Source organism: Kitasatospora hibisci, assembly GCF_043950205.1.
GTDB classification, from domain to species: domain Bacteria; phylum Actinomycetota; class Actinomycetes; order Streptomycetales; family Streptomycetaceae; genus Kitasatospora; species Kitasatospora hibisci.
Window position 1 is genome coordinate 1,247,582 of record NZ_CP171642.1, and the last position, 24,657, is coordinate 1,272,238.

General features: G+C 74.3%; 18 protein-coding genes. 12 read left to right on the top strand and 6 right to left on the bottom strand.

Annotated elements, in window-relative coordinates:
- The first annotated feature begins 79 nt into the window (after positions 1-79).
- Complete coding sequence (locus ACF9IK_RS05375; protein ID WP_395293084.1) at positions 80-2,116, top strand: FUSC family protein; 2,037 nt, start codon at positions 80-82, stop codon at positions 2,114-2,116.
- A 57-nt stretch (positions 2,117-2,173) separates the two neighbouring features.
- Here ACF9IK_RS05375 and ACF9IK_RS05380 read toward each other — a convergent pair whose 3' ends face one another.
- A complete protein-coding gene (locus ACF9IK_RS05380) occupies positions 2,174-3,592 on the bottom strand; it encodes an amidase (protein WP_395293085.1) in 1,419 nt (472 codons plus the stop codon).
- 169 nt (positions 3,593-3,761) lie between these two features.
- On the opposite strand from ACF9IK_RS05380, the gene ACF9IK_RS05385 reads away from it, so the two are divergent.
- From ACF9IK_RS05385 to ACF9IK_RS05395, 3 genes are all read left to right on the top strand, one after another.
- Positions 3,762-5,591: a glycoside hydrolase family 35 protein gene (locus tag ACF9IK_RS05385; protein WP_395293086.1), complete on the top strand. Its 1,830-nt coding sequence runs from the start codon at positions 3,762-3,764 to the stop codon at positions 5,589-5,591.
- Between the two features lie 111 nt (positions 5,592-5,702).
- Positions 5,703-6,050 (top strand): GntR family transcriptional regulator, encoded by a 348-nt coding sequence (locus ACF9IK_RS05390; protein ID WP_313766829.1) that lies wholly within the window; start codon positions 5,703-5,705, stop codon positions 6,048-6,050.
- Complete coding sequence (locus tag ACF9IK_RS05395; RefSeq protein WP_395293087.1) at positions 6,047-7,087, top strand: DUF1648 domain-containing protein; 1,041 nt, start codon at positions 6,047-6,049, stop codon at positions 7,085-7,087. The genes ACF9IK_RS05390 and ACF9IK_RS05395 overlap by 4 nt, the downstream gene beginning before the upstream one ends.
- An 81-nt stretch (positions 7,088-7,168) precedes the next feature.
- Here ACF9IK_RS05395 and ACF9IK_RS05400 read toward each other — a convergent pair whose 3' ends face one another.
- The 3 genes from ACF9IK_RS05400 to ACF9IK_RS05410 form a co-directional block, all read right to left on the bottom strand.
- Positions 7,169-8,530: an aldehyde dehydrogenase family protein gene (locus ACF9IK_RS05400; RefSeq protein WP_395293088.1), complete on the bottom strand. Its 1,362-nt coding sequence runs from the start codon at positions 8,528-8,530 to the stop codon at positions 7,169-7,171.
- A 171-nt stretch (positions 8,531-8,701) separates the two neighbouring features.
- Positions 8,702-10,528 carry a glutamine--fructose-6-phosphate transaminase (isomerizing) gene (glmS, locus tag ACF9IK_RS05405; RefSeq protein ID WP_395293089.1) on the bottom strand — a complete coding sequence of 609 codons (1,827 nt, stop codon included), beginning with the start codon at positions 10,526-10,528 and terminating at the stop codon, positions 8,702-8,704.
- Between the two features lie 115 nt (positions 10,529-10,643).
- On the bottom strand, positions 10,644-10,940 hold the full coding sequence (locus tag ACF9IK_RS05410) for a hypothetical protein (RefSeq protein ID WP_395293090.1): 297 nt from the start codon (positions 10,938-10,940) through the stop codon (positions 10,644-10,646).
- Positions 10,941-11,173: 233 nt separating this feature from the next.
- On the opposite strand from ACF9IK_RS05410, the gene asnB reads away from it, so the two are divergent.
- The 8 genes from asnB to ACF9IK_RS05450 all read left to right on the top strand — a co-directional run bounded on the left by asnB (position 11,174) and on the right by ACF9IK_RS05450 (position 22,562).
- Positions 11,174-13,024, top strand: coding sequence for an asparagine synthase (glutamine-hydrolyzing) (asnB, locus tag ACF9IK_RS05415; protein ID WP_395293091.1), 1,851 nt, complete (start codon positions 11,174-11,176; stop codon positions 13,022-13,024).
- A gap of 201 nt (positions 13,025-13,225) precedes the next feature.
- Entirely contained in the window at positions 13,226-14,353 is a 1,128-nt protein-coding gene (locus tag ACF9IK_RS05420; protein WP_395293092.1) for a hypothetical protein, read from the top strand.
- A 205-nt stretch (positions 14,354-14,558) separates the two neighbouring features.
- Positions 14,559-16,064 carry a pyridoxal phosphate-dependent decarboxylase family protein gene (locus ACF9IK_RS05425; protein ID WP_395293093.1) on the top strand — a complete coding sequence of 502 codons (1,506 nt, stop codon included), beginning with the start codon at positions 14,559-14,561 and terminating at the stop codon, positions 16,062-16,064.
- A gap of 31 nt (positions 16,065-16,095) precedes the next feature.
- Positions 16,096-17,526 (top strand): GNAT family N-acetyltransferase, encoded by a 1,431-nt coding sequence (locus tag ACF9IK_RS05430; protein WP_395293094.1) that lies wholly within the window; start codon positions 16,096-16,098, stop codon positions 17,524-17,526.
- A 464-nt stretch (positions 17,527-17,990) separates the two neighbouring features.
- Positions 17,991-19,253 (top strand): MurT ligase domain-containing protein, encoded by a 1,263-nt coding sequence (locus tag ACF9IK_RS05435; RefSeq protein WP_395293095.1) that lies wholly within the window; start codon positions 17,991-17,993, stop codon positions 19,251-19,253.
- A gap of 49 nt (positions 19,254-19,302) precedes the next feature.
- On the top strand, positions 19,303-20,031 hold the full coding sequence (locus ACF9IK_RS05440; protein WP_395293096.1) for a type 1 glutamine amidotransferase: 729 nt from the start codon (positions 19,303-19,305) through the stop codon (positions 20,029-20,031).
- Between the two features lie 349 nt (positions 20,032-20,380).
- The gene (locus ACF9IK_RS05445) at positions 20,381-21,406 is read left to right on the top strand and encodes a 6-phosphofructokinase (protein ID WP_313766818.1); all 1,026 of its coding nucleotides are present in this window, start codon (positions 20,381-20,383) and stop codon (positions 21,404-21,406) included.
- Between the two features lie 160 nt (positions 21,407-21,566).
- Positions 21,567-22,562, top strand: coding sequence for a 2-hydroxyacid dehydrogenase (locus ACF9IK_RS05450; protein WP_395293097.1), 996 nt, complete (start codon positions 21,567-21,569; stop codon positions 22,560-22,562).
- Between the two features lie 30 nt (positions 22,563-22,592).
- On the opposite strand, the gene ACF9IK_RS05455 is transcribed toward ACF9IK_RS05450, so the two are convergent.
- Together ACF9IK_RS05455 and ACF9IK_RS05460 are read right to left on the bottom strand one after the other, a co-directional pair.
- Entirely contained in the window at positions 22,593-23,120 is a 528-nt protein-coding gene (locus tag ACF9IK_RS05455) for an RNA polymerase sigma factor (protein ID WP_395293098.1), read from the bottom strand.
- Complete coding sequence (locus tag ACF9IK_RS05460) at positions 23,117-24,367, bottom strand: phthiocerol/phthiodiolone dimycocerosyl transferase family protein (protein ID WP_395293099.1); 1,251 nt, start codon at positions 24,365-24,367, stop codon at positions 23,117-23,119. Before ACF9IK_RS05460 ends, ACF9IK_RS05455 begins: the two co-directional genes overlap by 4 nt.
- Positions 24,368-24,657 lie beyond the last annotated feature (290 nt).

Here is a 24,657-nt window from a genome sequence, read left to right on the forward strand (position 1 = left end):
CGTCCGGGTGGGCGGGACGCCGGCGGCGCGCGCCGGCAGGATCGACCGGACGGGGGCGGACAAGCCCTAGCGTGGAACCGTGGCACGGAGCGCACGGGCCGGTCGGCTCGCACCACCCAGTTGGCTCGCCGAGGGCCTGCGCCCGCACCCGGCGGCGATCCCCTGGGCCGCCGTCGCGCGGGCCTCGGCCGGCCTGGCGACACCGCTGGCGGTCGGCATGGCCGCCGGGCGGCCCGCGTACGGCGCGCTGGCATCCATGGGCGCGCTCTCCGCCGTGATCGGCGACACCGCGGACGCCTACCGGATGCGGCTCTTCAACATCGCCGTCCCGCAGCTGTTCGGCGCCCTGGGTGTCACCCTCGGCACGCTGGTCTTCGGCCAGGGGTGGACGGCCGTCACCGTGGTCACGGCCGTCGCCCTGGTCTCCGGCATGATCTCCTCGATCGGCGCCGTCGCCTCCGCGTCGGGGCTGCTGCTCCTGCTCAACGCCGTCGTCGGCGCCGGCCTCCCGATGCCGAGTCCCTGGTGGAAGCCGCCGCTGCTGCTCGCCCTCGGCGGCCTGGTCGTCCTGGTGCTCGCCCTGTTCGGCTGGCCGCTGCGCGGCGGAGTGCCGGAACGGTCGGCGGTCGCCGGGACGTACCGCAGCGTCGCCGGGTTCCTGGAGGCCGCCGGCGGCCCCGCGCACGACGAGCGGCGGCAGGCCGTCACCCTCTCCCTGAACCGCTCGTACGACCTGCTGCTCTCCCACCGCACCCGGCGGCACGGCCGCTCCCCCGCGCTCGCCCGGCTGACCGCCCAGCTCAACGCGGTGATCCCGCTGGTGGAGGCGGCCTCCTCGGCGAAGCTGCGCCCGGCCTCGCTGGGCCCGCTGTCGCCGGCCTACCCGGCGGCGGCCCGGCGGCTGGCCGACGCGGTGGAGCGGGGCTCCGCCGGCCGCCGGCCGCCCGCCACCGCCCTCCCGGGCCGCAGTTCCCCCGTCCTCGACCTGCCGCCGCCCACCGGCCCCACCGAGCGGGCCGTCGACCGGGCGCTGCGGTACGCGGCCGAGGTCATGCAGGAGGACACGCCCGACCCGTTCGGCGCCACCGACCGCCTGGGCCGGCCCGCAGAGCTCAGGATCCGGGCCCGGCGCACCGCACGCGCGGCCCTGGTGTCGGAGGCGTCCTGGCGGTACGGGCTGCGGATCGCGCTCTGCATCGGCCTGGCCCAGGCGTTGGTCTCGGTGATCGCGGTACCCCGCTCGTACTGGGTCACCCTCACCGTCACCTTCGTCATGAAGCCCGACTTCGGCTCGGTCTTCTCCCGGGCCGTGCTCCGCGCGCTCGGCACCGCGGCGGGGCTGCTGATCGCGATCCCGGTGCTCGCCGAGGTGCCGCGCGGGTGGTGGGACGTGCCGACGCTCGCGCTGCTGGCGGCGCTGGTCCCGGCCTTCTCGGCGAAGGGCTACGCCTTCCAGACCGCCGCGATCACGCCGGTCATCCTGCTGCTCTCCGACCAGCTCAACCACCAGGGGTTCCAGCTGGTGCTGCCCCGGCTCTACGACTCGCTGATCGGCTGCGCGATCTCGCTGGTGGCGGGGTACCTGCTCTGGCCGGAGTCCTGGCACACCCGGATCGGCGACCGGCTCGCCGACGCCGTCGCGGACACGGCGGCCTACGTCTCGCTGGCCTTCGCCACGGCCCCCGGGCGCGACCACCCGGCGCGGCTGCGGCACCGGCGCCGGCTCTACCGCGACCTGTCCGCGGTGCGCTCGGAGTTCCAGCGGGCCCTCACCGAGCCGCCGCCGACCGGGGCACTGGCGGCGGCCTGGTGGCCGCTGGTGATCGCGGTCGAGCGGATCGTCGAGGCCACCACGGCCACACGGGTCCGGGCGGACCACGGGGTGCCGGCGCCGCCCGCGGCGGAGGTCGCGGAGATCACCCGCGAGCTGGACGACCTCGCCGGCGCGCTGCGCACCGGGAAGGCCGTGCCCGGCGGGGCGGACGAAGGTGCCGGGCCGAACGGAGCGGGCGCGCCGGGCGCCGCCGGCGGTCCGGACGGGGAGGAGGGTGTGCTGGACCCGCTGCGGCGCGAGGTCCGGGCCGCCCGGGCGATCGCGGCCCCCGCCCCGGGCTGACCCGCCCGACCGCCGTACCGCCTCTCCCGGACCCTGCCCCTCTCGGACCCGGCCCCCTCAGACCGCGGCCGCGTCGTCCTGGATCCGCCGCCAGGGCCGGTCGGCCTCCAGTGCGAAGGCCAGCTCCAGCAGCACCCGCTCCTGACCGTGCGCCGCCGAGAGGTGGACGCCCACCGGCAGGCCGTTGCCGGCCGCCTCACCGGGGAGCGCGATCCCCGGACCGCCGGTCACGTTGTTCACCGGCGTGAACGCCACGTAGCGCCTCAACCGCTCCAGCAGCTCGCCGAAGGCGACGTTCGGGCTCAGGTGCCCGATGGGCGGCGGGGTGTGCGCGAGCACCGGCGAGAGGATCACGTCGTGGTCGCGGAAGAGCCCCGCGTACGCCGCCTCGGCCCGGCGGAGCCGGCGCAGCACACCGGGCACCCGGTGGAACTCGCGGTGGAAGGAGCGCCGCAGGCCGGTGGTGAGGCCGTCCAGCTTCCCGGCCTGGAAGCCGGGGTCCAGGAGCACCTTGCCGGTCGTGGCGATCAGGAACGCGATGTAGCCCCAGTACATGGTGAAGTCCCGGGAGAACTCCTCGCCGAACGGCAGCGTGGCCGGGACGACCTTGTGGCCCATCGTCTCCAGCCGCTCCGCCGTCCGCTCGACCGCACGGCGGGTCGGCCCGTCGCTGACCGCCAGCGGCGAGTCCACCACCAGCCCGATCCGCACCGGGCGGTCGCCCGGCCCCTCCACCAGGCCCAAGGGGGGCAGCCCCGGGTTGCGGCGGTGACGCTCGGCCGCCGCGAAGAAGGCGGCGGTGTCGCGCACCGACCTGGTCAGGACGCCGTCGGTGACCAGGTCGATCGGCAGCCGCCGGCCCTGGTCGTTGGGCACCAGCCGGCCGCGGGTGGGCTTGAGCCCGACCAGCCCGCAGCAGGCCGCCGGGATCCGGATCGAGCCGCCGCCGTCGTTGGCGTGGGCGATCGGCACGACACCGGCCGCCACCAGCGCCGCCGAGCCGCCCGAGGACGCCCCCGGCGAGTGCGAGGTCCGCCACGGGTTGCGGACCGGCCGGGCCTCGGCGAACTCGGTCGAGGCGTTGAGGCCGAACTCCGGCAGCCGCGTCTTGCCCAGTACGGCCAGACCGGTGCCGAGGAACTGCTCGGCGAACCCGGCGGTGCGCCGCGCGGGCTTGGCGCGGAACGCCGACGTGCCGTGCGTGGTGGGCATCCCGCGGAGGTCGACGTTGTCCTTCAGGTAGCTGGGCACGCCGTACAGCGCGCCGCCCTCGCCGGCCGGGGCCGTCCGCGGGCCGCCGTGGGCGGCGAAGGCGACCGGCGCCAGGGCGGCGTCGACCTGCTCGGCACGCGCCGCCGCGGCCGCCGCCAGCTCGGCCGGGCTGACCTCACGCGCCTTCACCAGCGCCGCCAGGGCCACCGCGTCGTGCTCCCCCAGCGCGTCGTCCCCGAAAGCGTGCACCCGCTCGTCCGCCATACGACTTCCCCATCCCTACCGGCCGGTAATACCGCGCGAGCTCCGCAGTCTAGGCCCGGCCCGGTCACGGGAACACCCCGCGGGCGGGGGGTGACGGCCGTCGCCGCTCCGCGCGTACCGCACCCGCCGCACGCAGGTCCCAACTATCCTTCCCGGTAGCCCGAAAACCGTGCTCCCCCTCGCCTCCCGCACCCGAAAGCCGGTCTTCATGCTCGACTACGACGACAGCGGATTCCGCCGCGACGGCACACCGCACCGGATCATCTCCGGTGCGGTGCACTACTTCCGCATCCACCCCGATCTCTGGGACGACCGCCTGCGCCGGCTGCGAGCCATGGGCGCCAATACCGTCGACACCTACGTCCCCTGGAACTTCCACGAACTCCCTTCCGGCGAGAAGGACTTCACCGGCTGGCGGGACCTCGGCCGGTTCCTCCGGCTCGCCCGGGCCAACGACCTCGACGTGATCCTGCGCCCCGGCCCGTACATCTGCGCCGAGTGGGAGTTCGGCGGCTTCCCGGCCCGGCTGCTCACCGTCGACGGCCTGCGGCTGCGCTGCGCCGAACCGGCCTACCTGGCCGAGGTGGACGGGTGGTTCGACGCCGTGGTGCCGGAGTTCCTGCCGCTGCTCGCGAACCGGGGCGGCCCGGTGGTGGCCGTCCAGATCGAGAACGAGTACGGCAGCTACGGCAACGACGCCGCCTACCTGGCCCACCTGCACGACGGTCTGGTGGCCCGGGGCGTCGACTGCCTGCTGTTCACCGCCGACGGCGCCGAGGACACCATGCAGCAGGGCGGCGGGATCCCCGGCCTGCTGGCCACCGCCACCTTCGGCTCCCGGGCGGCCGAGCGCTTCGAGGTGCTCCGCCGTCACCAGCCCAAGGGCCCGCTCACGGCGATGGAGTTCTGGATCGGCTGGTTCGACCACCTGGGCGCACCGCACCACGTCCGCGACGCCGGGGAGTCCGCCCGGTCCCTGGACGACCTGCTCGCCACCGGCGCCTCCGTCAACCTGTACATGGCGCACGGCGGCACCAACTTCGGTTTCTGGGCCGGCGCCAACCACACCGGCGCCCACCCGTACGACGCCGGCCACGAGCCGGACGTCACCAGCTACGACTACGACGCGCCGATCGGCGAGGCCGGCGAACTCACCGAGAAGTTCCACGCCTTCCGGGCGGTCATCGGCAAGTACGTACCGCTGCCCGACGTCGAACTGCCGGAGCCGCCGCCGCGGATCGCACCGCAACGGCTGGACGGCCCCACCGGCCGGGCCCGGCTGCTGGGATCCCTCGACGCCCTCTCCGTCCCGGTCCGCCGGGCCGCGCCGGAGCCGATGGAGCGCGTCGGCCAGTCGCTCGGCCTGATCCACTACCGCACCCGCGTCCCCGGGCCGCGGGGCGCGCTGCCGCTGCGGATCGACGGCATCGGCGACCGCGCCCACGTCTTCGCCGACGGCGCGCCGCTCGGCGTCCTGGAGCGCAACGCCCCCGGCCGGACGCTGCCGCTGGAGACCGGGCCGACCGGTGCGACCCTGGACGTCCTGGTCGAGGCGCTCGGCCGGGTGAACTACGGGCCGCTGATGGACGACCACAAGGGCATCGGCCGCGGCGTCTCGCACGGTCAACAGCGGCTGTTCGACTGGGAGATCCGGCCGCTGCCGCTCACCGACCTCTCCGCCCTGGCCTTCGACCCCGCGGTCGGGGCCGCCGACGAGGACCCGGTGTTCCACCGCTTCGAGGCCCACCTCGAAGAGCCCGGCGACGCCTTCGTCGCCCTGCCCGGCTGGGGCCGCGGCCTGCTCTGGCTCAACGGCTTCCTGCTCGGCCGCTACTCCCCCGACAGCCCGCAGCACACCCTCTACGCCCCCGGGCCGCTCTGGCGCGCAGGGGGCAACGAGCTGATCGTCCTCGAACTCGCCGCCCACGGAACCGTCCTCGAACTGCGTGACCGGCCCGACCTCGGCTCCACCACGACCGCCCCCAGCGTCGACTACTGATCGGCCCTTCGAGCCGTACGGCGGCCCGGCCGCGGCGTGTCGCGGCTCCGCCGCCCGGAAGCGTCGGCACCGGCGACCTTGCGCCGATATGGTGCTACTGTCGATAGCATCATGCTGCTGAAGTTGGACCTCACCGACACCCGGCCCCTGCACGAGCAGGTGGCCGGCGCGATCCGGCGGGCCATCGCCGAGGGCGAGTGCGCACCGGGCGACCGGCTGCCGCCTGCCCGGGAGCTGTCCCGGGCGCTGGGCGTCAACGCCAACACCGTGCTGCGCGGCCTGCGGGCGCTGCGGGACGAAGGCGTCCTGGAGTTCCGCCGGGGCCGGGGCGTGACCGTGGCCGGCGGCGCCGACGGACGGGCCGAGCTCGCCGGCCGGGCCGCCGAGTTGGTGGAGGAAGCCGCACGGCTGGGCTACAGCAGGGAGGATCTCGTGGAACTGATCAGGAGGCTGCCATGACCAGCGGGGGGACCGGAACACCGGGCGGGCGGGACGGCGAACGGCGGAGCACCCTGCCGCCGAGCACCGGGCGGAGCGCCGCACTGGGTGCCGCCGCGGTCCTCGCGGCCCTGCTCGCCCTGCCGCAGGTGGCGGCCGGCCGGCTGCCCGGGCGGCTCGCCACCCACTGGTCCGGCGGCGGCCCGGACGGTTCCATGCCGTTCTGGGCGGCGACGCTCGGCCCGGCGGCGCTCTGGACCGCGCTGGCGCTCTCCCTCGCCCTGACCGCCCGGACACTGGGCGCGTCGATGCGGCGGCTGTGGTACGCCACGGTGCTGCCGGCGGGCGGCGTCCTGCTCATCGGCGCCCAGGCCTCGATCGTGCACGCCAACCTCGACCGCGCCGACTGGAGGGACGCCGACGGCGTCGGCCTGGACGTCGCCTTCGTCCTGCTCGCCGCGGCGGCGGCCGGGGTGCTCGGCCACCTGGCCGCGCGGCGCACCGCCGCCCCGCCCGACGCCCCGGCCGGAGCCCCGGCGGCCGACCCGGCCTCCGGTCCGCACCTCGCCCTCCCCGACGGCGAGCGCTTCGCCTGGCTCTCCCGCACCGTCAACCCGTGGCTCCGGCTGACCGCGGCCGTCTCCGGTACGGCCGCCGCCGCCCTGGCGATCGCCGCCGCGGCCGGCCTGGCCGGCGGGCTCTGGGCGGCCGTCGCGCCGCTCGCGGTGGTCGCCCTGGCAACGCTCGGCTGCTCCGCCGTCCAGGCAGTGGTCTCGCCCCAGGGCCTGGAGGTCTCCTTCGGCCCGTTCGGCTGGCCGGTCCGCCGTTGGCCGCTGGGGCAGATCGAGTCGGCCCGCGCCGAGGACCGCACCCCCGCCCAGGTCGGCGGCTGGGGCTACCGGCTGAGCGGTCCGGGCACCACGGTGATGCTGCGCGGCGGCTCCTGCCTGGTGGTCCACCCCCGCACGGGGGCGGAGTTCGCGGTGAGTCTGGACGACGCGGAACGGGGCGCCGCGCTTCTCAACTCCCTGGTGGCCCGGCGCAGTTCCGACGACTGAACCGGACTGCACCGCCCGCCCCGGACAGCGCCACGGGACGGCGCCGCGGCCGACCCGCGCGACGCGCCGCCCCCGCCACCCTCACCCCAGCGGCTTGTCCAGCACCGCCTTGGGGTGGCTGAAGGTCGCCATCGAGTACTCGCCGTGGTAGTTGCCCATGCCGCTCTCCCCGACGCCGCCGAACGGCAACTCGGGCACCGCAAGGTGGGACACGGACAGCCCGAAGACCAGCGCACCGGACGAGGTCTCCGCGGCCAGCCGCTCCTTCGTCGCCTCCGAGGCGGTGAAGGCGTAGAGGGCGAGCGGCTTCTCCCGGTCGGCGATGAAGGAGATCGCCGCGTCCAGGTCGGGCACCTCCAGAACGGGCAGCACCGGGCCGAAGATCTCCTCCCGCATCACCGGCGCGTCCGGCCGGACGTCGGCCAACACGGTGGGCGCGATGTAGCGGGTGGCGCGGTCGTGGCCGCCGCCGGTGACCACCCGGCCGTCGCCGAGCAGCGCGGCGAGGCGGTCGAAGTGCCGGTCGTTGACGATCCGCCCGTACTCGGGGTGGGCGGCCGGGTCCTCGCCGTAGAGCCCGCGCACGGCCTCGGCCAGCTCCGCGGCCAGCTCGGGGCCGGTGCCGCCGACGGCGAGGACGTAGTCGGGGGCCACGCAGGTCTGCCCCGCGTTCAGGAACTTGCCCGCCGCCAGCCGCTGCGCGGTGGCCTTCAGGTCGGCGCCCGGGTCGACCACCACCGGGCTCTTGCCGCCGAGTTCGAGGGTGACGGGGGTGAGGTGGCGGGCGGCGGCGGCCATCACGATCCGGCCGACCGCACCGTTGCCGGTGTAGAAGATGTGGTCGAATCGCTGCTCCAGCAGGGCGGTGGTCTCGGGCACCGCACCCTCGACGACCGCGACCGCCTCGGGGTCCAGGTACTGCGGGAGCAGCCGGGCGATCGCCGCCGAGGTGGCGGGGGCGAGCTCGCTGGGCTTGACGAGGACGGCGTTGCCGGCCGCGAGCGCGCCCACCACGGGCGCCAGGGCGAGCTGCAGCGGGTAGTTCCAGGGGGCGATCACCAGGACCACGCCGAGCGGCTCCCGGACCACCCGCGCGGTGGCGGGGCGGAGGGCGTCGGGGACGGCGGCGGGCTTCGGCCTGACCCACTCGTCGAGGTGCCGGACGGTGTGGTCCAGCTCGTTGAGGGTGAAGGCGATCTCCGTCCGGTGCGCCTCGACGGGACCCTTGCCGAGGTCGGCGCGGAGGGCCGCGAGGAGTTCCCCGCTCCGATCGGCGAGGAGGGTGCGCAGCCCGGCGAGCTGCTCCCGGCGCCAGTCGAGCGGACGGGTCCGGCCGCTCGCGAAGACGGCGCGCAGTCCGGCGACGACGGCGGCCGGGTCGGGGGCCGCCACGGGCTCGGCGGCGGCCCGGTCGGCGGGGGCTGAGTGGGTGGTGGCCTTCATGACAGTACTCCCGGCGAGAAATTTTCAGCCGCTTGATAGTTGCCAACATCAAGCACTTGCCTCGACGGTAGGCCCGAATGGTTGGCAAAGTCAAGCATCTGGGTGCACGGAGGGCCGGCCCCGTCCGGGACCGGCCCTCCCTCGGCGATCGGACGCCGCCTACTCCACCGTCTACTCCACCGTCACGCTCTTCGCCAGGTTGCGCGGCTTGTCGACGTCCCGCTTCAGCGCGACCGCGGCGTGGTAGGCGAGCAGTTGCAGCGGGATGTTCAGCAGCAGCGGGTCGAGCTCCGGCTCGCTCTTCGGGACGACGATGCAGTGGTCGGCCAGCTTGGCCTCCGGCGCGCGGTGGGCGACGGCCAGCACCCGGCCGGAGCGGGCCTTGATCTCACCGAGGGTGGTGAGGTTCTTGTCCAGCAGTTCGTCGTCGGGCACCAGCGCGACGGTCGGCAGCTCGGGACTGATCAGCGCGAGCGGGCCGTGCTTGAGCTCGCTGGCCGGGTAGGCCTCGGCGTGGACGTAGGAGATCTCCTTGAGCTTCTGCGCACCCTCGCGGGCCACCGGGTAGCCGCGGACCCGGCCGATGAACATCATCCCCTCGGAGTCGGCGTACTCGGCGGCGAGTCCGGCGATCGTGTCGCTCTGCGCGAGGACCTCCCGGATCTGGTCCGGCAGCGCCTTGAGGGCGGCCACGATGCGGCGCCCGTCCGCGGGCGAGAGGTCGTGGATCCGGCCGAAGTGCAGGGCGAGCAGCGCGAAGGCGATGACCGTGGAGGTGAACGCCTTGGTGGAGGCGACCGAGATCTCCGGGCCGGCGTGCAGGTAGATGCCGCCGTCGCACTCGCGGGCGATGGCACTGCCGACGGTGTTGACGACGCCGAGCACCCGGCCGCCCTTGCGCTTGACCTCCTGGACGGCGGCCAGCGTGTCGTAGGTCTCGCCGGACTGGCTGACCGCGATGTAGAGGGTGTCCGCCTCGATCACCGGGTTGCGGTAGCGGAACTCCGAGGCCGGCTCGCTGTGCGCGGGGATGCGGGCCAGCTCCTCGATCAGCTGGGCGCCCATCTCGCCCGCGTAGTAGGCGGAGCCGCAGCCGAGGATCTTCACCCGGCGGATCTCCCGCAGCTCGCGGGCGTCCAGGTTGAGGCCGCCGAGGTGGGCGGTGGCGAAGCGCTCGTCGAGGCGGCCGCTGAGGGTGCGCTCGACCGATCCGGGCTGTTCGTGGATCTCCTTGAGCAGGAAGTGCTCGTAACCGCCGGTGTCGTAGGAGTCGATCTCCCAGTCCACCGTGGACGGCTGGCGGTGGGTGGTGCGGGCGTCCTCGGTGAAGGTGCGGAAGCCGTCGGCGCGGACGGTCGCCAGCTCACCGTCCTCCAGGTGGACGACCTGGCGGGTGTAGCGGACCAGGGCCGACACGTCGGAGGCGGCGAACATCTCCTTCTCGCCGATGCCGAGCACGATCGGGCTGCCGTTGCGGGCCACCACGATGCGGTCGGGCTGCTCGGCGTCCAGGACGGCGATGCCGTAGGTGCCGACCACCTTGCCGAGCGCGGCGCGGACCGCCTCCTCCAGCTCCACACCCTCCGTCGCGTGGGCGGCGATCAGGTGGGCGAGCACCTCGGTGTCGGTCTCGGAGCGGAAGACGGCGCCCTCGGCGGTGAGCCGGGCGCGCAGCTCGTCGGCGTTCTCGATGATGCCGTTGTGGACGACGGCGATCCGCTCCGCGTTGTCCTGGTGCGGGTGCGCGTTGGCGTCGCTGGGCACACCGTGGGTGGCCCAGCGGGTGTGGCCGATGCCGGTGCCGCCCTTGAACCGGGCCGGGACGGCCGCGGCCAGGTCGGCGACCCGGCCCTTGACCTTGCGGACCTTGATGCCGCCGGTGCGTCCGGCGACGGCCACGCCCGCGGAGTCGTAGCCGCGGTACTCCAGCCGGGCGAGACCCTCCAGCAGGAAGGGCGTCGCGTCCTTGGGGCCGATGTAGGCCACGATTCCGCACATCTGGGTGGACTCCTTCTGGAGTGGTGTGGGAGGAGCGGGTGCTCCGGGTGACGCGGGAGGACCGGGCAGCGGGGCCGCCCCCGGAGGTCGGGTGCGGCCGGCGCGGGGACGCCGGTCAGCCGTAGACGATCCGGCGCAGCTGGCGGGCCGAGAGCCCGGGCGCGGCGACGCGCCGGGCCGGCAGCTCCTCGGCGAGCCGGGCGAAGATCTTCTCGTTGGTCAGGCCGCGCGCCTGCAGCTCGCCGTGGCGGCGCCGGACGTACTCCTCGGCGGTCTCGGAGAAGTACGCCAGGACCTCCGCCACCACCCGCGCCGCCTCCCGGGGCCCGAGCGGGCTGGTCCGGGTGAGGTGGGCGAGCAGTTCCTCGTGCGGGTGGGACTGAGGGTGCGAGGAAGCGGGAGCGCTGGACACAACTCGGGACTCTAGGCCGGGAAGGACGTGGAGATCAAAGATCCTGCCCGAATTCGGGCAGGACTTGCCGCATTCAGGTCAAGGGTCGGCCAGTCCGCGCCCCGGCGCCCACACCCGGACCGTTGCCGGCCCCTTGTAGCGACACCGGCTCGACACGTAGCGTGACTCTTCGCATACGCATCGGAGAGGCGCGCCCTCCGCGGACGCGCCTCGGAAGAACCGGAGGCTTGCTGATGTGCGGGATCACCGGATGGGTCGCCTTCGACCGCGACCTCACCGTCGAAGGGCCGGTACTCGACGCGATGACGGCCACCCAGCTCTGCCGCGGCCCGGACGCGGGCGGGGTCCACCTGGAGCGGCACGCCGCCCTGGGCCACCGCCGCCTCGCCGTGATCGACATCGAGGGCGGCACCCAGCCCATGACGGTCGAGCACGACGGCCGGGTGCTGGCCGGCCTCACCTACAGCGGGGAGGTGTACAACCACCGCGAGCTGCGGGCCGAGCTGGAGGCCGCCGGCCACCGCTTCCGCACCCGCAGCGACACCGAGGTCGTCCTGCGCGCCTACCTGGAGTGGGGCGAGCGGCTCGCCGAGCGGCTGAACGGCATGTTCGCCTTCGCCGTCTGGGACACCCGCACCGAGGAACTGCTGCTGGTCCGGGACCGGATGGGCGTCAAACCGCTCTACTACCACCTCACCCGGCACGGCGTGGTCTTCGGCTCGGAGGCCAAGGCCGTGCTCGCCCACCCCTCCGTCCGGCCGGTGGTCGACCTCGACGGGCTTCGGGAGATGTTCGCCGTCACCAAGTCGCCCGGCCGCACCGTCTACCGGGGCGTCGCCGAGGTCCGGCCGGGCCACGTGGTCCGGATCCGGCGCGAGGGCGTCTCGGTACGCCGCTACTGGGCACTGGAGGCCCGTGAGCACCCGCACGACCTGGACGCCACGGTGACCACCGTCCGGGCCCTGCTCGACGACATCGTCCACCGCCAGCTGGAGGCGGACGTGCCGCTCTGCTCGCTGCTCTCCGGCGGCCTCGACTCCAGCGCCGTGACCGCGCTCGCCGCCCGGGCGCTGCGCGCCGCCGGGGCCGGCCCGGTGCGCTCCTTCGCCGTCGACTTCACCGGCCAGAGCGAGCACTTCCGGGCCGACGAGGTCCGGTCCACTCCGGACGGCCCGTTCGCCCGGCTGCTCGCCCGGCACGTCGGCGCCGACCACAGCGTGATCGAGCTGGACGCGCGCGCACTCACCGACCCGGCCGAGCGGGCCGCCGCGCTGCGCGCCCGGGACGTCCCCGGCGGCTTCGGCGACATGGACATCTCGCTGCTGCTGCTCTTCCGGGGCGTGCGCCGGCACTCCACCGTGGCGCTGTCCGGCGAGTCGGCCGACGAGCTGTTCGGCGGCTACCGCTGGTTCCACGACCCGCGGCTGGTCTCCGCCGACGACTTCCCGTGGGCGGGCGCGCTGAGCCAGCTCGCCGGAGCCGGCGCCGGGCCGCGCGAGCAGCTGCTGGACCCGGGCCTGGTCGCCAAGCTCGACGTGCACGAGTACCGACGGGCCCGCTACCGCGAGGCGCTGGCCGAGGTACCGCACCTGCCCGCCGCCGACCCGCTGGAGCGGCGGATGCGGGAGATCTCCTACCTCAACCTGACCCGCTTCGTCTGCATCCTGTTGGACCGCAAGGACCGGATGAGCATGGCCAACGGCCTGGAGGTCCGGGTGCCGTTCTGCGACCACCGGCTGGTCCAGTACGTCTTCAACACGCCCTGGTGGATGAAGACCTTCGACGGCCGGGAGAAGAGCCTGCTGCGCGCCGCCGTCAAGGACATGCTGCCGGAGGAGGTCGCCCAGCGGCCCAAGGCCCCGTACCCGGTGGTCCTGGACCCGCACTACCCGGCACTGCTCCGGGCCGAACTGGCCGCCCTCGCCGACGACGGCAGCGCGCCCGTGCTCGGCCTGCTGGACCGGCGGGCGCTCGCCGACGCGCTCGCACCGGACACCGACCCGCAGTCCGTCCGGCTCGGCGTCGACCTGGCCCTGGACCTCGACGCCTGGCTGACCGAGTACCGGGTGGAGCTGGAACTCTGACCGGACCTCAGCCCGTACGGCGGCCGGATGCCGCCGTACGGGTGGCGGCCGCCCCGGGCCATCCCGCCTCGGTCGACCGCCGCGACGTGCGGTAGCGTCGCCGACACCTCCCGAATGGCGGCCGAAAACACGGAATCCGACCCTCGTGCCGTCAGGATGGGGAGCGAACCGTCCGCATCGATCCGCCGGGGGATCTCCGTCATGCAACCGCGAGCGTTCGCGATTCTCACCGCCCTGCTGCTGGGCGTCCTGGGCCTCGGCTCGGTGGCCGTCACCGACTGGACGCCTTCGACCACCTCGGCGGCCGCGGCTCCGGCGGCCACCGGCGTGACGGGTTCGGGCGCACCGCCCTCCGGTGGCACCACCGCCACCGGCGCGAGCGCCACCCCCACCGGCGATCCGGCGGTGTGGACCCGCTCGACGCTGCGCAACAAGCTGATGTCCGAGATGGAGGCCACCGACCCCGGCGTCGCGCTGGCCGACCTCGACAGGATCACCAAGCAGCTGCCGTACACCGTGCGGTTCTGCCACCCGATCGCACACGAGCTCGGGCACGCGGCGGTCAAGCGGTTCAACGCCGACTTCCAGAAGGTCATCTCCTTCCCGCACGAGACCTGCGCGGCCGGCTACCTGCACGGCGCGGTCGAGGAGATGCTGAACTCCTCCCAGCAGCCCGAGGTGGACCTGCTGAAGCTCTGCGCCCCCAAGAACAGCGGCCCGTGCATCCACGGTGTCGGCCACGGCACGATGTTCGTCGCCAAGCAGGACGTGGCCAAGGCCCGCGACCTGTGCAGCAAGTTCACCACCGACCAGAACCGGATCCGCTGCTCCGAGGGCCTGTTCATGCAGCTCTTCGGCCCGGACGAGGAGGACGAGAAGGCGAAGGCCAACCTGCCCGCCGACAAGCTCGCCCAGGACCCGCTCTACCCGTGCAAGGACCAGCCGGCGCTGTTCCAGCCCGCCTGCTTCTTCTACGCGCCGACCTTCTACCTCTCCTCGCACGACTACCCGAACCACCCCGAGGTCTACGCCGACGCCCTGAAGTGGTGCCTGGCCGGCAAGGCCTCCGGCGGCGCCGTCGACTGCAGCCGCGGCGTCGGCTCGCGGACCATGAAGTACAACCTGGACCGCGAGGACTGGGCCGCCCAGCAGTGCGCGACCGCCGCCGACGGCTGGCAGCGCAAGGCCTGCGCCGAGGGACTGGTCAGCTACTACACGGTGAACTACACGGACGCCGGCGCGGCCGGCCGGCTCTGCGGCAAGATCACCAACAAGGAGATGCAGGGCTACTGCCGCTCCGCGAGCGGCCTCTCCGCCTCGCTCGACTAGGACCTGCCCGGTCGATCGTGCGCCCGGCTCGATCGACCGGACGGCTCCGGGAGGGCGCGTCCCTGGGATCACGCCCCACCCGCCGTCCCACCGGAAGGGGCCCGCGCCGTGCGGCGCGGGCCCCTTCCGTAGGATCGCGGTGATCGGGTGCGCCGAGGACGCCGCGCCGCCAGGCCCTTGGCCCCGCACCCCCTGGGAGCCCGCCGTGACCCCTGACGACCTCCGCAGTCTCCGCGCCGACGAGGCCGGCACCACCCCGCCGACCCCTGACGACTTCCGCGCCGCGGCGCACGCCGCCGCCGACCTGGTCTCCGACTACCTCGACGGGCTGCCCGCCCGCCCGGTCTGGCAGCCCATGGACGAGGCGGCCCGGGCGGCCCTGCTGGACGCGCCCCTCCCGGCCGCCGGCACCGCGCTCACCGAGCTGCTCGCCGCCGTCGAGCGGGACGTGCTGCCGTACCCGATGGGCAACGGCAACCCCCGTTTCTTCGGCTGGGTGAACTCCGCCCCCGCCCCGGCCGGCGTGCTGGCCGCCCTCGCCGCCGCCGCGATGAACCCCAGCTCGGCGGGCGGCGACCACGCCGACGTCCACCTGGAGCGGGCGGTGGTCCGCTGGATCGCCGAGCTGGTGGGCTTCCCGCACCCGGCCGGCGGCGGGCTGCTGACCTCCGGCACGTCGATGGCGACCATCGTCTGCCTGGCCGCCGCCCGCAACCGCGCCGCTCGCGCCGCCGGGTGGGACGTCCGCGAGGACGGCCTGGCCGGCCTGCCGCCGCTGGTCGGCTACGTCACCGGCGAGACCCACTCCTGCGTCCGCAAGGCCGCCGAGCTGCTGGGCCTCGGAAGCCGACACCTGCGCACCGTCGCCACCGGCCCCGACGGCCGGCTGGACACCGCCGACCTGCACGCCGCGATCGAGCGCGACCGGGCCGCCGGCCTGCTGCCGTTCCTCGTGGTCGCCTCGGCCGGCACGGTCGGCACCGGCGCCGTGGACGCCTTCCACCCGATCGCCGACCTCTGCGCCGAGCAGGGCCTCTGGCTGCACGTCGACGGCGCCTACGGGGCCTTCGGCCGGCTCGACCCGGCGATCGCCCACCGCTACGCCGGCCTGGAGAGGGCCGACTCGCTCGCCCTCGACCCGCACAAGTGGCTGGGCGTCCCGGTCGACTGCGGCTGCGCGCTGGTGCGCGACACCGGGGAGCTGCGCGGCACCTTCAGCCTCGTCCCCTCCTACCTGCGCGACGAGGCGGCCGGCGCGCTCGGCTGGTTCTCCGAGTACGGCACCGAGCAGACCCGCCCGTTCCGCGCCCTCAAGGTCTGGGCCACCATCGCCCACCGCGGCCGCGACGGCCTCGCCCGGGACATCGGCCGCTGCACCGCCCTGGCCCGACACCTCGGCGAACTCGTCTCCGCCGACGCCGAGTTGGAGCTGCTCGCCGAGGTGCAGACCTCCATCACGGCCTTCCGGTACCGGCCGGCCGGGCTCGACGAGGCCACCCTCGACGCGCTCAACCGCGGGCTGCCCGCGGCGGTCCAGCGCCGCGGCCGGGTCTTCGTCACCGGGGCGCGCCTCGGCGACCGCGAGATGCTCCGCGCCTGCCTCCTCAACCCCGCCGCCACCGAGGCCGACCTCGCCCTCCTGCTGGCCGAGGTGAAGTCGGCCGCCGCCGACCTGCACACCATTTACCGACCGGACACGGCGGATTCGTGATCGCGAAACACCGGGGCGGCAGATTGACGGCATGGAGCACACGGAGAAGCTGACGACCCGGTCCCCGCAGACGCCGACCCCCTCCCGTGCCCAACGGCGCGGTGCCCGCAACCACCGCTGGCGCCGCGACACCGTCGAGCTCGCCGCGGTCTTCCTCTCGGTGACCGCTGCCGACCTGGTGGCCAAGGTCGTGGTGCACGGCCCGGACGGCCCGGTGGTGCTCGCGGCCTCCGCGGTCGCCCTGGTCGCCACGGCGCTCTTCCACGCCTGGTGGTCGCACCGCCATCAGTTGCACGGCCCGCCCGTGCCGGACGCGCCCGCGCCCCCGGGCGCCGCGGAGTCCGCCGCGGCCGAGCCCGTGAAGGGGCCGCTGGACGACTTCGAGGAGACCGCGCTCTGGCGGATCCGCACCACCGTGCAGGACTCCCCCGGCAGCCTGGCCCGGGTCTGCACGGCGTTCGCCGAGCGGCGGGTCAACATCGTCTCGATGCAGTCCCACCCGCTGCCCGAGGGCACCGTGGACGAGTTCTTCGTCCGCGTCCCGCGCTCGCTCACCCGGGCCGACCTGACCGCACTGGTGGCCTCGGCCGGCGGACACGACATCTGGAGCGCGCCCGCCGACGCGCACGACCTGGTGGACGAGCCGACCCACGTGCTGGCGCTGGCCACCCGCACCGCGCTGGACGCCGCCGAGTTGCCGGTCGCCCTGCGCCAGCTGTTCGGACAGTGCACCATCCGGCAGTACCCGGGCGGGGCCGGACGCTCCGCCGCCGGGGTGGACGGCCACGTGCTGCGGCTGCCGGTGCCGTCCGGCGACCTGATCGAGCTCAGCCGCCCCCGGCTGCCCTTCACCCCGACCGAGTTCGCCCGGGCGAAGGCCCTGGTCGAGCTGGACACCCTGCTCGGCCCGCGGGTCCCGGACGTCCGCGCGCGGCTGACGCTGCCCGCCGGCGCCGACCTGACCGTGCGGCGGGCCGACGCCGGCGACAAGGAGGCGGCGCTGGCCATGCACCACCGCTGCTCCCCGGACACCCTGCGCAAGCGCTACCACGGCCCGGTCCGGGACGCCGACCGCTACCTGGACCACCTGCTGGACGCCCGGCACGGACAGACCCTCGCCGTGGAGGCGGCGGACGGCCTGATCGTGGCCCTCGGGCACCTGATGTGGGACGGCGACAGTGCCGAGGTCGCCGTCCTGGTCGAGGACGCCTGGCAGCGCCGCGGTCTGGGACTGGACCTGATGCGGCGGATGTCCGCGCTGGCGCTGGAGGCAGGGGTGGAGACGGTCTACGCCGTCACCCAGTCGTCCAACACCGGGCTGATCTCCACCATGCGCAGGCTGGCCGCACCGCTGGACTACCAGGTCGAGGAGGGCACCCTGGTGATCACCGCGCACCTGGCGGAGGCCGCCGAGCAGCTCCCCGCACCCTGGCCGACCCGCCCGGGCCGGCGGGGCCGGTAGGGCGGTCGGGCCGGTAGGGCGGTCGCGCCGGAAGGGCGGTCGGGCCCGCCTTGTCGGCCTCTCCGCCCCGGACGCGGCGGTCCGGCCCTGCGGGGCCACCCGGCGGTTCGGTAGCCGATCACCCGGCGACCAACCAGCCGGTTATCGTTTCTTCACTACATCCTCACGCGGACCCCTCGGGCCGGACGGCGAGCCCCGCCGTCCGGCCCGACGCACGCCCGCCAGGGGGAACCGGCAGGCCCCGGATCAGCGTCCCCGGCGGCGAAAGGCCCCTCCGTACACCGCCTTTCCTGACGCCACGTCAGGGCGTCCGCGAAGGGGCCGCGGGGGCCGTCGCAGCAGGCGGCACAGGGTCCGGAGCATCGAGCCGGCCGGCGGAGTCGGTAGGCTGGCCCCGTCCCCGCCGCCCGACGGCTCGTTATCCGGCCCCCGGGCGGTGCCGCAGCAAGGAGGAACCACTGAGCATGGCAGGCACCGAACCGGAGCCCACAGGCGCACGCGACGCCTCGCTGCCCGCCCGCGCCAAGATCGCCGTGACGGCCGGCCGGGTGGCCGCCGCCGTGTCCCGCAAGGCCGGCCGCGGAAGCGGCTCGGTGATCGGCGGCAAGGTCGCCCTCAAGCTCGACCCCGATCTGCTCGCCACCCTCGCCGACCACCTGGACGTGGTGCTGGTCAGCGCCACCAACGGGAAGACCACGACCACCCGGCTCATCGCCGAGGCGCTGCGCGCCGCCGGCCCGGTGGTCTCCAACGCCCTCGGCGCCAACATGCCGGCCGGCATCACCTCCGCCCTGGCCGGCGGCTCGGACGCCCGCTTCGGCGTCATCGAGGTGGACGAGAAGTACCTGGCCGGGGTCGCCCGCGACACCCGCCCGAAGGCGATCGCCCTGCTCAACCTCTCCCGCGACCAGCTCGACCGCGCCGCCGAGACGCGCATGATGGCCGAGAAGTGGCGCGAGGGCCTCCAGGACACCGAGGCCGTGGTCATCGCCAACGCCGACGACCCGCTGGTGACCTGGGCCGCCTCCTCCTGCAAGAAGGTGGTCTGGGTGGCCGCCGGCCAGGCCTGGAAGGAGGACGCCTGGTCCTGCCCGGCCTGCGGCGGTGTGATGCAGCGCCCCGGCGACGACTGGTTCTGCCAGGACTGCGGCTTCCGGCGCCCCAACCCGCACTGGGCGCTCCAGGGCACCCACGTGATCGACCCGCAGCGCGGCGCCTGGCCGATCCAGCTCCAGCTGCCCGGCCGCGCCAACCTGGCCAACGCCACCACCTCGGCCGCGGTCGCCGCCGTCTTCGGCGTCGCCCCCCAGGTCGCACTGGAGCGGATGCGCTCGGTCACCGCCGTGGCCGGCCGCTACGACGTGGTGCAGTACCAGGGCCGGGACATAAGGCTGCTGCTGGCCAAGAACCCGGCCGGCTGGCTGGAGACCTTCTCGCTGATCGACGGCCCCCCCGCGCCGGTGGTCCTCTCCGTCAACGCCCTCGACGCCGACGGCACCGACACCTCGTGGCTCTGGGACGTCGACTACGAGCGCCTCGCCGGGCACCCGGTGTTCGTGATGGGCCAGCGCAAGCTGGACCTGGCCGTCCGCCTGGAGGTCGCCGGGCTGCAGTTCCACGTGGTGGACTCGCTGGAGCAGGCCGTCCGGATGGCGCCGCCCGGCCGGATCGAGGCGATCGCCAACTACACCGCCTTCCAGCAGCTGCGGAAGGTCGTGGCCGGCTGATGCCGGCCCAGCAGCCCCATCGAGTGAGCGTGACGGAAGGCCTTCGAGGATGAGTGAGAGCAGCCTGCGCGTGGTCTGGGTCTACCCGGACCTGCTCAGCACCTACGGCGACCGGGGTAACGCCCTGGTCGTGGAGCGCCGGGCCCGCCAGCGCCACCTCAACGTGACCCGGATCGACGTCCGCTCCGACCAGTCGATCCCCACCAGCGGCGACATCTACCTGATCGGCGGCGGCGAGGACCGCCCGCAGCGGCTGGCCGCCGAGCGACTGCGCGCGGACAGCGGCCTGGTCCGGGCCTCCGAGAACGGCGCGATCATCTTCGCCGTCTGCGCCGGCTACCAGATCCTCGGCCACGAGTTCGTCAACGACCTCGGCGAGCGCGAGCCGGGCCTGGGCCTGCTCGACGTCTGGACCACCCGCGGCGAGGGCGCCCGCTGCGTCGGTGACGTGCTCGCCGACGTGGACCCGCGCCTGGCCCTGCCGCAGCTGACCGGCTTCGAGAACCACCAGGGCGTCACCCACCTCGGCCAGGGCGTCCAGCCGCTGGCCACCGTCACCGCCGGCCGGGGCAACGGCACCGGGGACGGCACCGAGGGCGCCTGGCGGGACACCGTCTTCGGCACCTACCTGCACGGGCCCGTGATGGCCCGCAACCCCGCCGTGGCGGACATGCTGATCAAGCTGGCGCTGGACGTCAACGCCCTGCCGCCGGCTGACACCACCTGGTACGACGCGCTGCGCGCCGAGCGCATCGCGGCCACTTCGCGCCCCGCGTAGCACGCCGCCCGCCAGGACCGGGTGCCCGCGATGCGGTCACCCGGCCCACCGGCGGGCCGGACGTACGACAATGGGGCTGCCGGCTGCACACCCTCCTCGGCAGCAGGCTGCACTTCCGCGCGGGGGCGCCGACGGCGCCGCTCCCGCGTCGGCCCCTGCCCGGCCGGACGCAGGGGCCGTATGCTCGACTCCCCGGCCGCTTTCGGGCGTTCTGTCCGAATCGGCCGGTCCTTCACCCCACGGTCGCCTCCCCGTCACCACGGTGCGGGATCGGGCCGCTACGGTGACGGCTCGTCGTCCCAGCCTGTAGTCCGGCCGTTCCTCGGTTCTGCTCGGGAGTTGCAAAGCAATGCGTATTGGAGTGCTGACCAGCGGCGGTGACTGCCCCGGCCTGAATGCGGTGATCCGCTCCGTGGTCCACCGGGGGGTGGTCGACCACGGCGACGAGATCATCGGGTTCGAGGACGGCTGGCGCGGTTTCCTGGAGGGCCACCACCGGCCCCTGACCCTCGACTCGGTGAGCGGGATCCTCGCTCAGGGCGGCACCATCCTCGGGTCCTCCCGGGTGCAGCCCAGCCATCTGCGCGACGGCGTCGAGCGCGCCAAGCAGTACTGCGCCGACCTCGGCCTGGACGCGGTCATCCCGATCGGCGGTGAGGGCACGCTCAAGGCCGCCAAGCTGATGAGCGACGCCGGCCTGCCGATCGTCGGCGTGCCGAAGACCATCGACAACGACATCGCCTGCACCGACGTGACCTTCGGCTTCGACACCGCCGTCTCGGTCGCCACCGAGGCGCTGGACCGGCTGAAGACCACCGCCGAGTCGCACCAGCGCGTCATGGTCGTCGAGGTCATGGGCCGGCACACCGGCTGGATCGCGCTCAACGCGGGCATGGCGGCAGGTGCCCACGCGATCGTCGTCCCGGAGCGCCCGTTCCACATCGAGAAGCTCACCGCCGTCGTCCGCGAGCGCTTCGACCGGCAGAAGAAGTTCGCGATCGTGGTCTGCGCCGAGGGCGCCAAGCCCGAGCCCGGCACCATGCACTGGGAGGAGGGCAGCAAGGACATCTACGGCCACGAGCGGTTCACCGGCATCGCCACCCAGCTCTCGCGGGAGCTGGAGCACCGGCTCGGCAAGGAGGCCCGCCCGGTGATCCTCGGCCACACCCAGCGCGGCGGCACGCCGACCGCCTACGACCGGGTGCTCGCCACCCGCTTCGGCTGGCACGCCATCGAGGCCGTCCACAAGGGCGCCTTCGGCCACATCACCGCGCTGCAGGGCACCAACATCAACCTGGTGCCGCTGGCGGAGGCCGTCGCCGAGCTGAAGACCGTCCCGCAGGAGCGTTACGTGGAGGCCGAGACGGTCATCTGACCCGTCCGCCCCCACCGCACCGCGGCACGGAGCACCGCGGCCCGCGGCACCACCGCCCCCCCCCACCCCCCTTTTGGGTTCCGGTGCCGTTGCCGCCCGGCGACCGGCGGCAGCGGCTAGCGTGACCCGTGGACCGGTCCACCACGGAAGGAACCACCCGATGGAGATCCTCGCGTACGGCGTCCAGACCGACGAGCGGTCGCTGCTGGAGCAGGCCTTCGCCGGGCGGCACGAGCTGCGCTGCCTGGACGTCTTCCTCAACCGCGACACCGCCCCGCTGGCCACCGGCCACCCGGTGGTCAGCAGCAGCGTCAACGCCGTGCTCGACGCCGCGACGCTCACCGTACTGGCCGCCGGGGGCACGAAGCTGATCGCCCAGCGCTCCACCGGCTTCAACAACATCGACCTGGACGCCGCCGCCGAGCTGGGCCTCACCATCGCCCGGGTCTCCCACTACAGCCCGTTCTCGGTCGCCGAACACGCCTGGGCGCTCGCCCTGGCCGTCAACCGCCGCCTCACCCGCGCCGCCACCCGCACCCGCGAGTTCGACTTCCGCCTCGACGGCCTCCTCGGCCGGGACGTCCACGGCATGACCGTCGGCGTCATCGGCACTGGCAAGATCGGCGCATGCTTCGCCCGGATCGCCGCCGGCTTCGGCACCGAACTGCTCGGCTGGGACATCACCGAGAACCCCGCCTGCCTCGACCTCGGCATGCACTACACCGAACTTCCCGAACTCCTCACCCGCGCCGACCTGGTGAGCCTGCACGTCCCCCTCGTCCCGGCCACCCACCACCTGATCGACGGCGCCGCCCTCGCCCGGATGAAGGACGACGCCATCCTCGTCAACTCCAGCCGCGGCGGCCTCATCGACAGCGCCGCCCTGGTCGAGACGCTGCGCGCCGGACGGCTCTCCGGCGTCGGTCTGGACGTCTACGAGGAGGAGACCGGCGTCTTCTTCACCGACCGCTCCATCCGGGGCATCACCGACGACACCCTCGCCCGCCTGGTCACCTTCCCCCAGGTCCTCGTCACCAGCCACCAGGCCTACTTCACCCGCACCGCCGTCGGCCAGATCATCGACGCCACCGCCCGCAACATCGACGACTACGCCGCCGGCCGCACCAACGAGAACACCCTGGTCCCCAGGGCCTGACCCGGCCCGTCGCGGCGTCCACGGGCCGGGTCAGCAGACCGGAGTGGCGTTCCAGTGCTGCCGGAAGCGGCTCCGGGCCCGGTGCAGGCGGGAGCGGACGGTGCCGACCGGGAGCTGCAGGGTGCGTGCGATCTCCTCCTCGCTCAGGCCCAACACCCTGAGCGAGAGCACCTGTTGGTGCTGCCTGGAGAGGCGTTCCAGGATGTCGTCGATGTGCACCACGTCCAGCGGGTCGGCGGTCTGGGTGACGTCGGGGAGCGCGTCCGCGGCGGAGGCCACCGAGAGCCGGGCGGCGCGCACCGCCTCCCGGACGGCGATGGCGCGCACCCACCCGTAGAACGCCCCGGTGTCCCGCAGGCCGTGCACACCGCGGTAGACCGCGAGCAGGGCCTCCTGGGCGGCGTCCGGTCCGTGGCGCCTGGCGATCGGCGTGCACACGCGGGAGACGTAGGGCGCGATGTGGGCCAGCAGGTCGTTGAGCGCCCGCCGGTCGCCGGCCCGTGCCCGCGCGAGCAGCTGCGCCGCGGTCGCGGCCGGGCTCGTGTCGACCGCCGTCAAGATGCGGCGCTCCCGGCCGACCCGCCGAGCGCGGCGAGGTCCAGGAGCACGGACTGCACGTCTTCCCGCAGGGCCGCCATGAAGGGCCCGCTGAAGCACTCGCTCCAGTACGGGAACTCCACCGCGAGGCGCCCGTCGAAGGTGGTCACACAGGCCATCAGCGGGCTGCGCCCGGCCTGCGGGAAGTACTGCTCCCGCGCCGGCACCAGCCGTACGTCGAGCAACTCCAGTCCCTCGGGCAGCGGCGGGGCCGCGACGGCCCCCATGTTGGTGGCGATCACCGTGCCGGCCATCAGCGGCGGGAACTCCCCCACCCGGGGCATGATGCGCACCTCCAGCGCCGGTTCGCCGGCCTCCAGGGCCCGGCGCAGCCCGCCGGTCACCGTGCGGGCCAGCTCCACCGGCTCGCTGTCCGGGGCGACGTCGAGCGCCTGGACGTTGGAGGTGACGGCGGCGATCATCAGCTCGCGCGGCACCGGCGGCGTCATCCGGGAGCGCAGGTCGACGGGCGACAGGCAGCCGAGGGTCCGCGGGCCCTCACCGGGCAGCCGCCGCCGGGCGGCGACCAGCAGGGCGCCGGCGACCAGACCCTGTACGGAGACGCCGAACGCGGCTGCCGCGCTGCGTAGTTGGACGGTCCGTTCGGCGTCCAGCCGGAGTCGGGCGATCTCGATCCGGCCGCTCTCGGCTCCGCCCGCGGCGTCGTAGGGCACCAGCTCGACCGGGCGGGCCTTGGCAGCGGCCACCCGGCGGTCGAAGTACCGGGCGACCTCCTCCTCGGGGCAGGGCGGCAGCTGCTCGGTCAGCGGTGCCGGCCAGTCGGTGCACCAGGGCTCCGGGGCCGTGTCGGGCGCGGCGAGCAGCTGCGCGTAGCGGTCCCAGAGGGCATGGTGCAGGGCGATGGCGCTGTGGCCGTCGGTGATGGTGTGGTCGATGACCAGCACCAGGGTGTCGGTGCCGGCCCCACGCAGCAGCGTGGCGCGGGCCAGCGGGCCGCCCACCGGCAGCGGGGCGTTGAGTTCGTCGGCGTAGCCGTCGTCGGCGTTCTCCCGCACCACCAGGCGCGGCGGGGTGTCGAGCTCCTGCAGGACGAAGCCGGCGTCCTCACGCGCGATGCGGCAGCGCAGCGGCGGGTGCTTGGCGGTCAGGTCCGCGAAGGCCGCGGTGAGCACCTGCGGGTCCACCCCGCCCGACACCGCGCAGGAAATGACGGCCCGGCTCCGCTGGCCGACGTAAAGCGTTTCCACGGGGCATAGCAAGCGCTGCATGGTGAGCCTTTCGAGCGGTGGCACGGCGCACTGTTCGGTCGTACGGACGGTGAGCCGATCAGGTTCAACCGAATCCGGATTTCCGCAGCAAGAAATTCGTGTCCCCCGTAGCTGCGGCGGACCCGAAGAAGGGGTCCGCGCGCTCAGCCTTTCACCTGGTCACGTATGCGCCAAGGTCGCCTCTGAGACATGGCCGAATCACGTCTTCCGGCGGGTTCTCAGCCAAATCCGCCCCCGAGCGGGAGCCGGAGGTTCCGCATCCGAGCTGC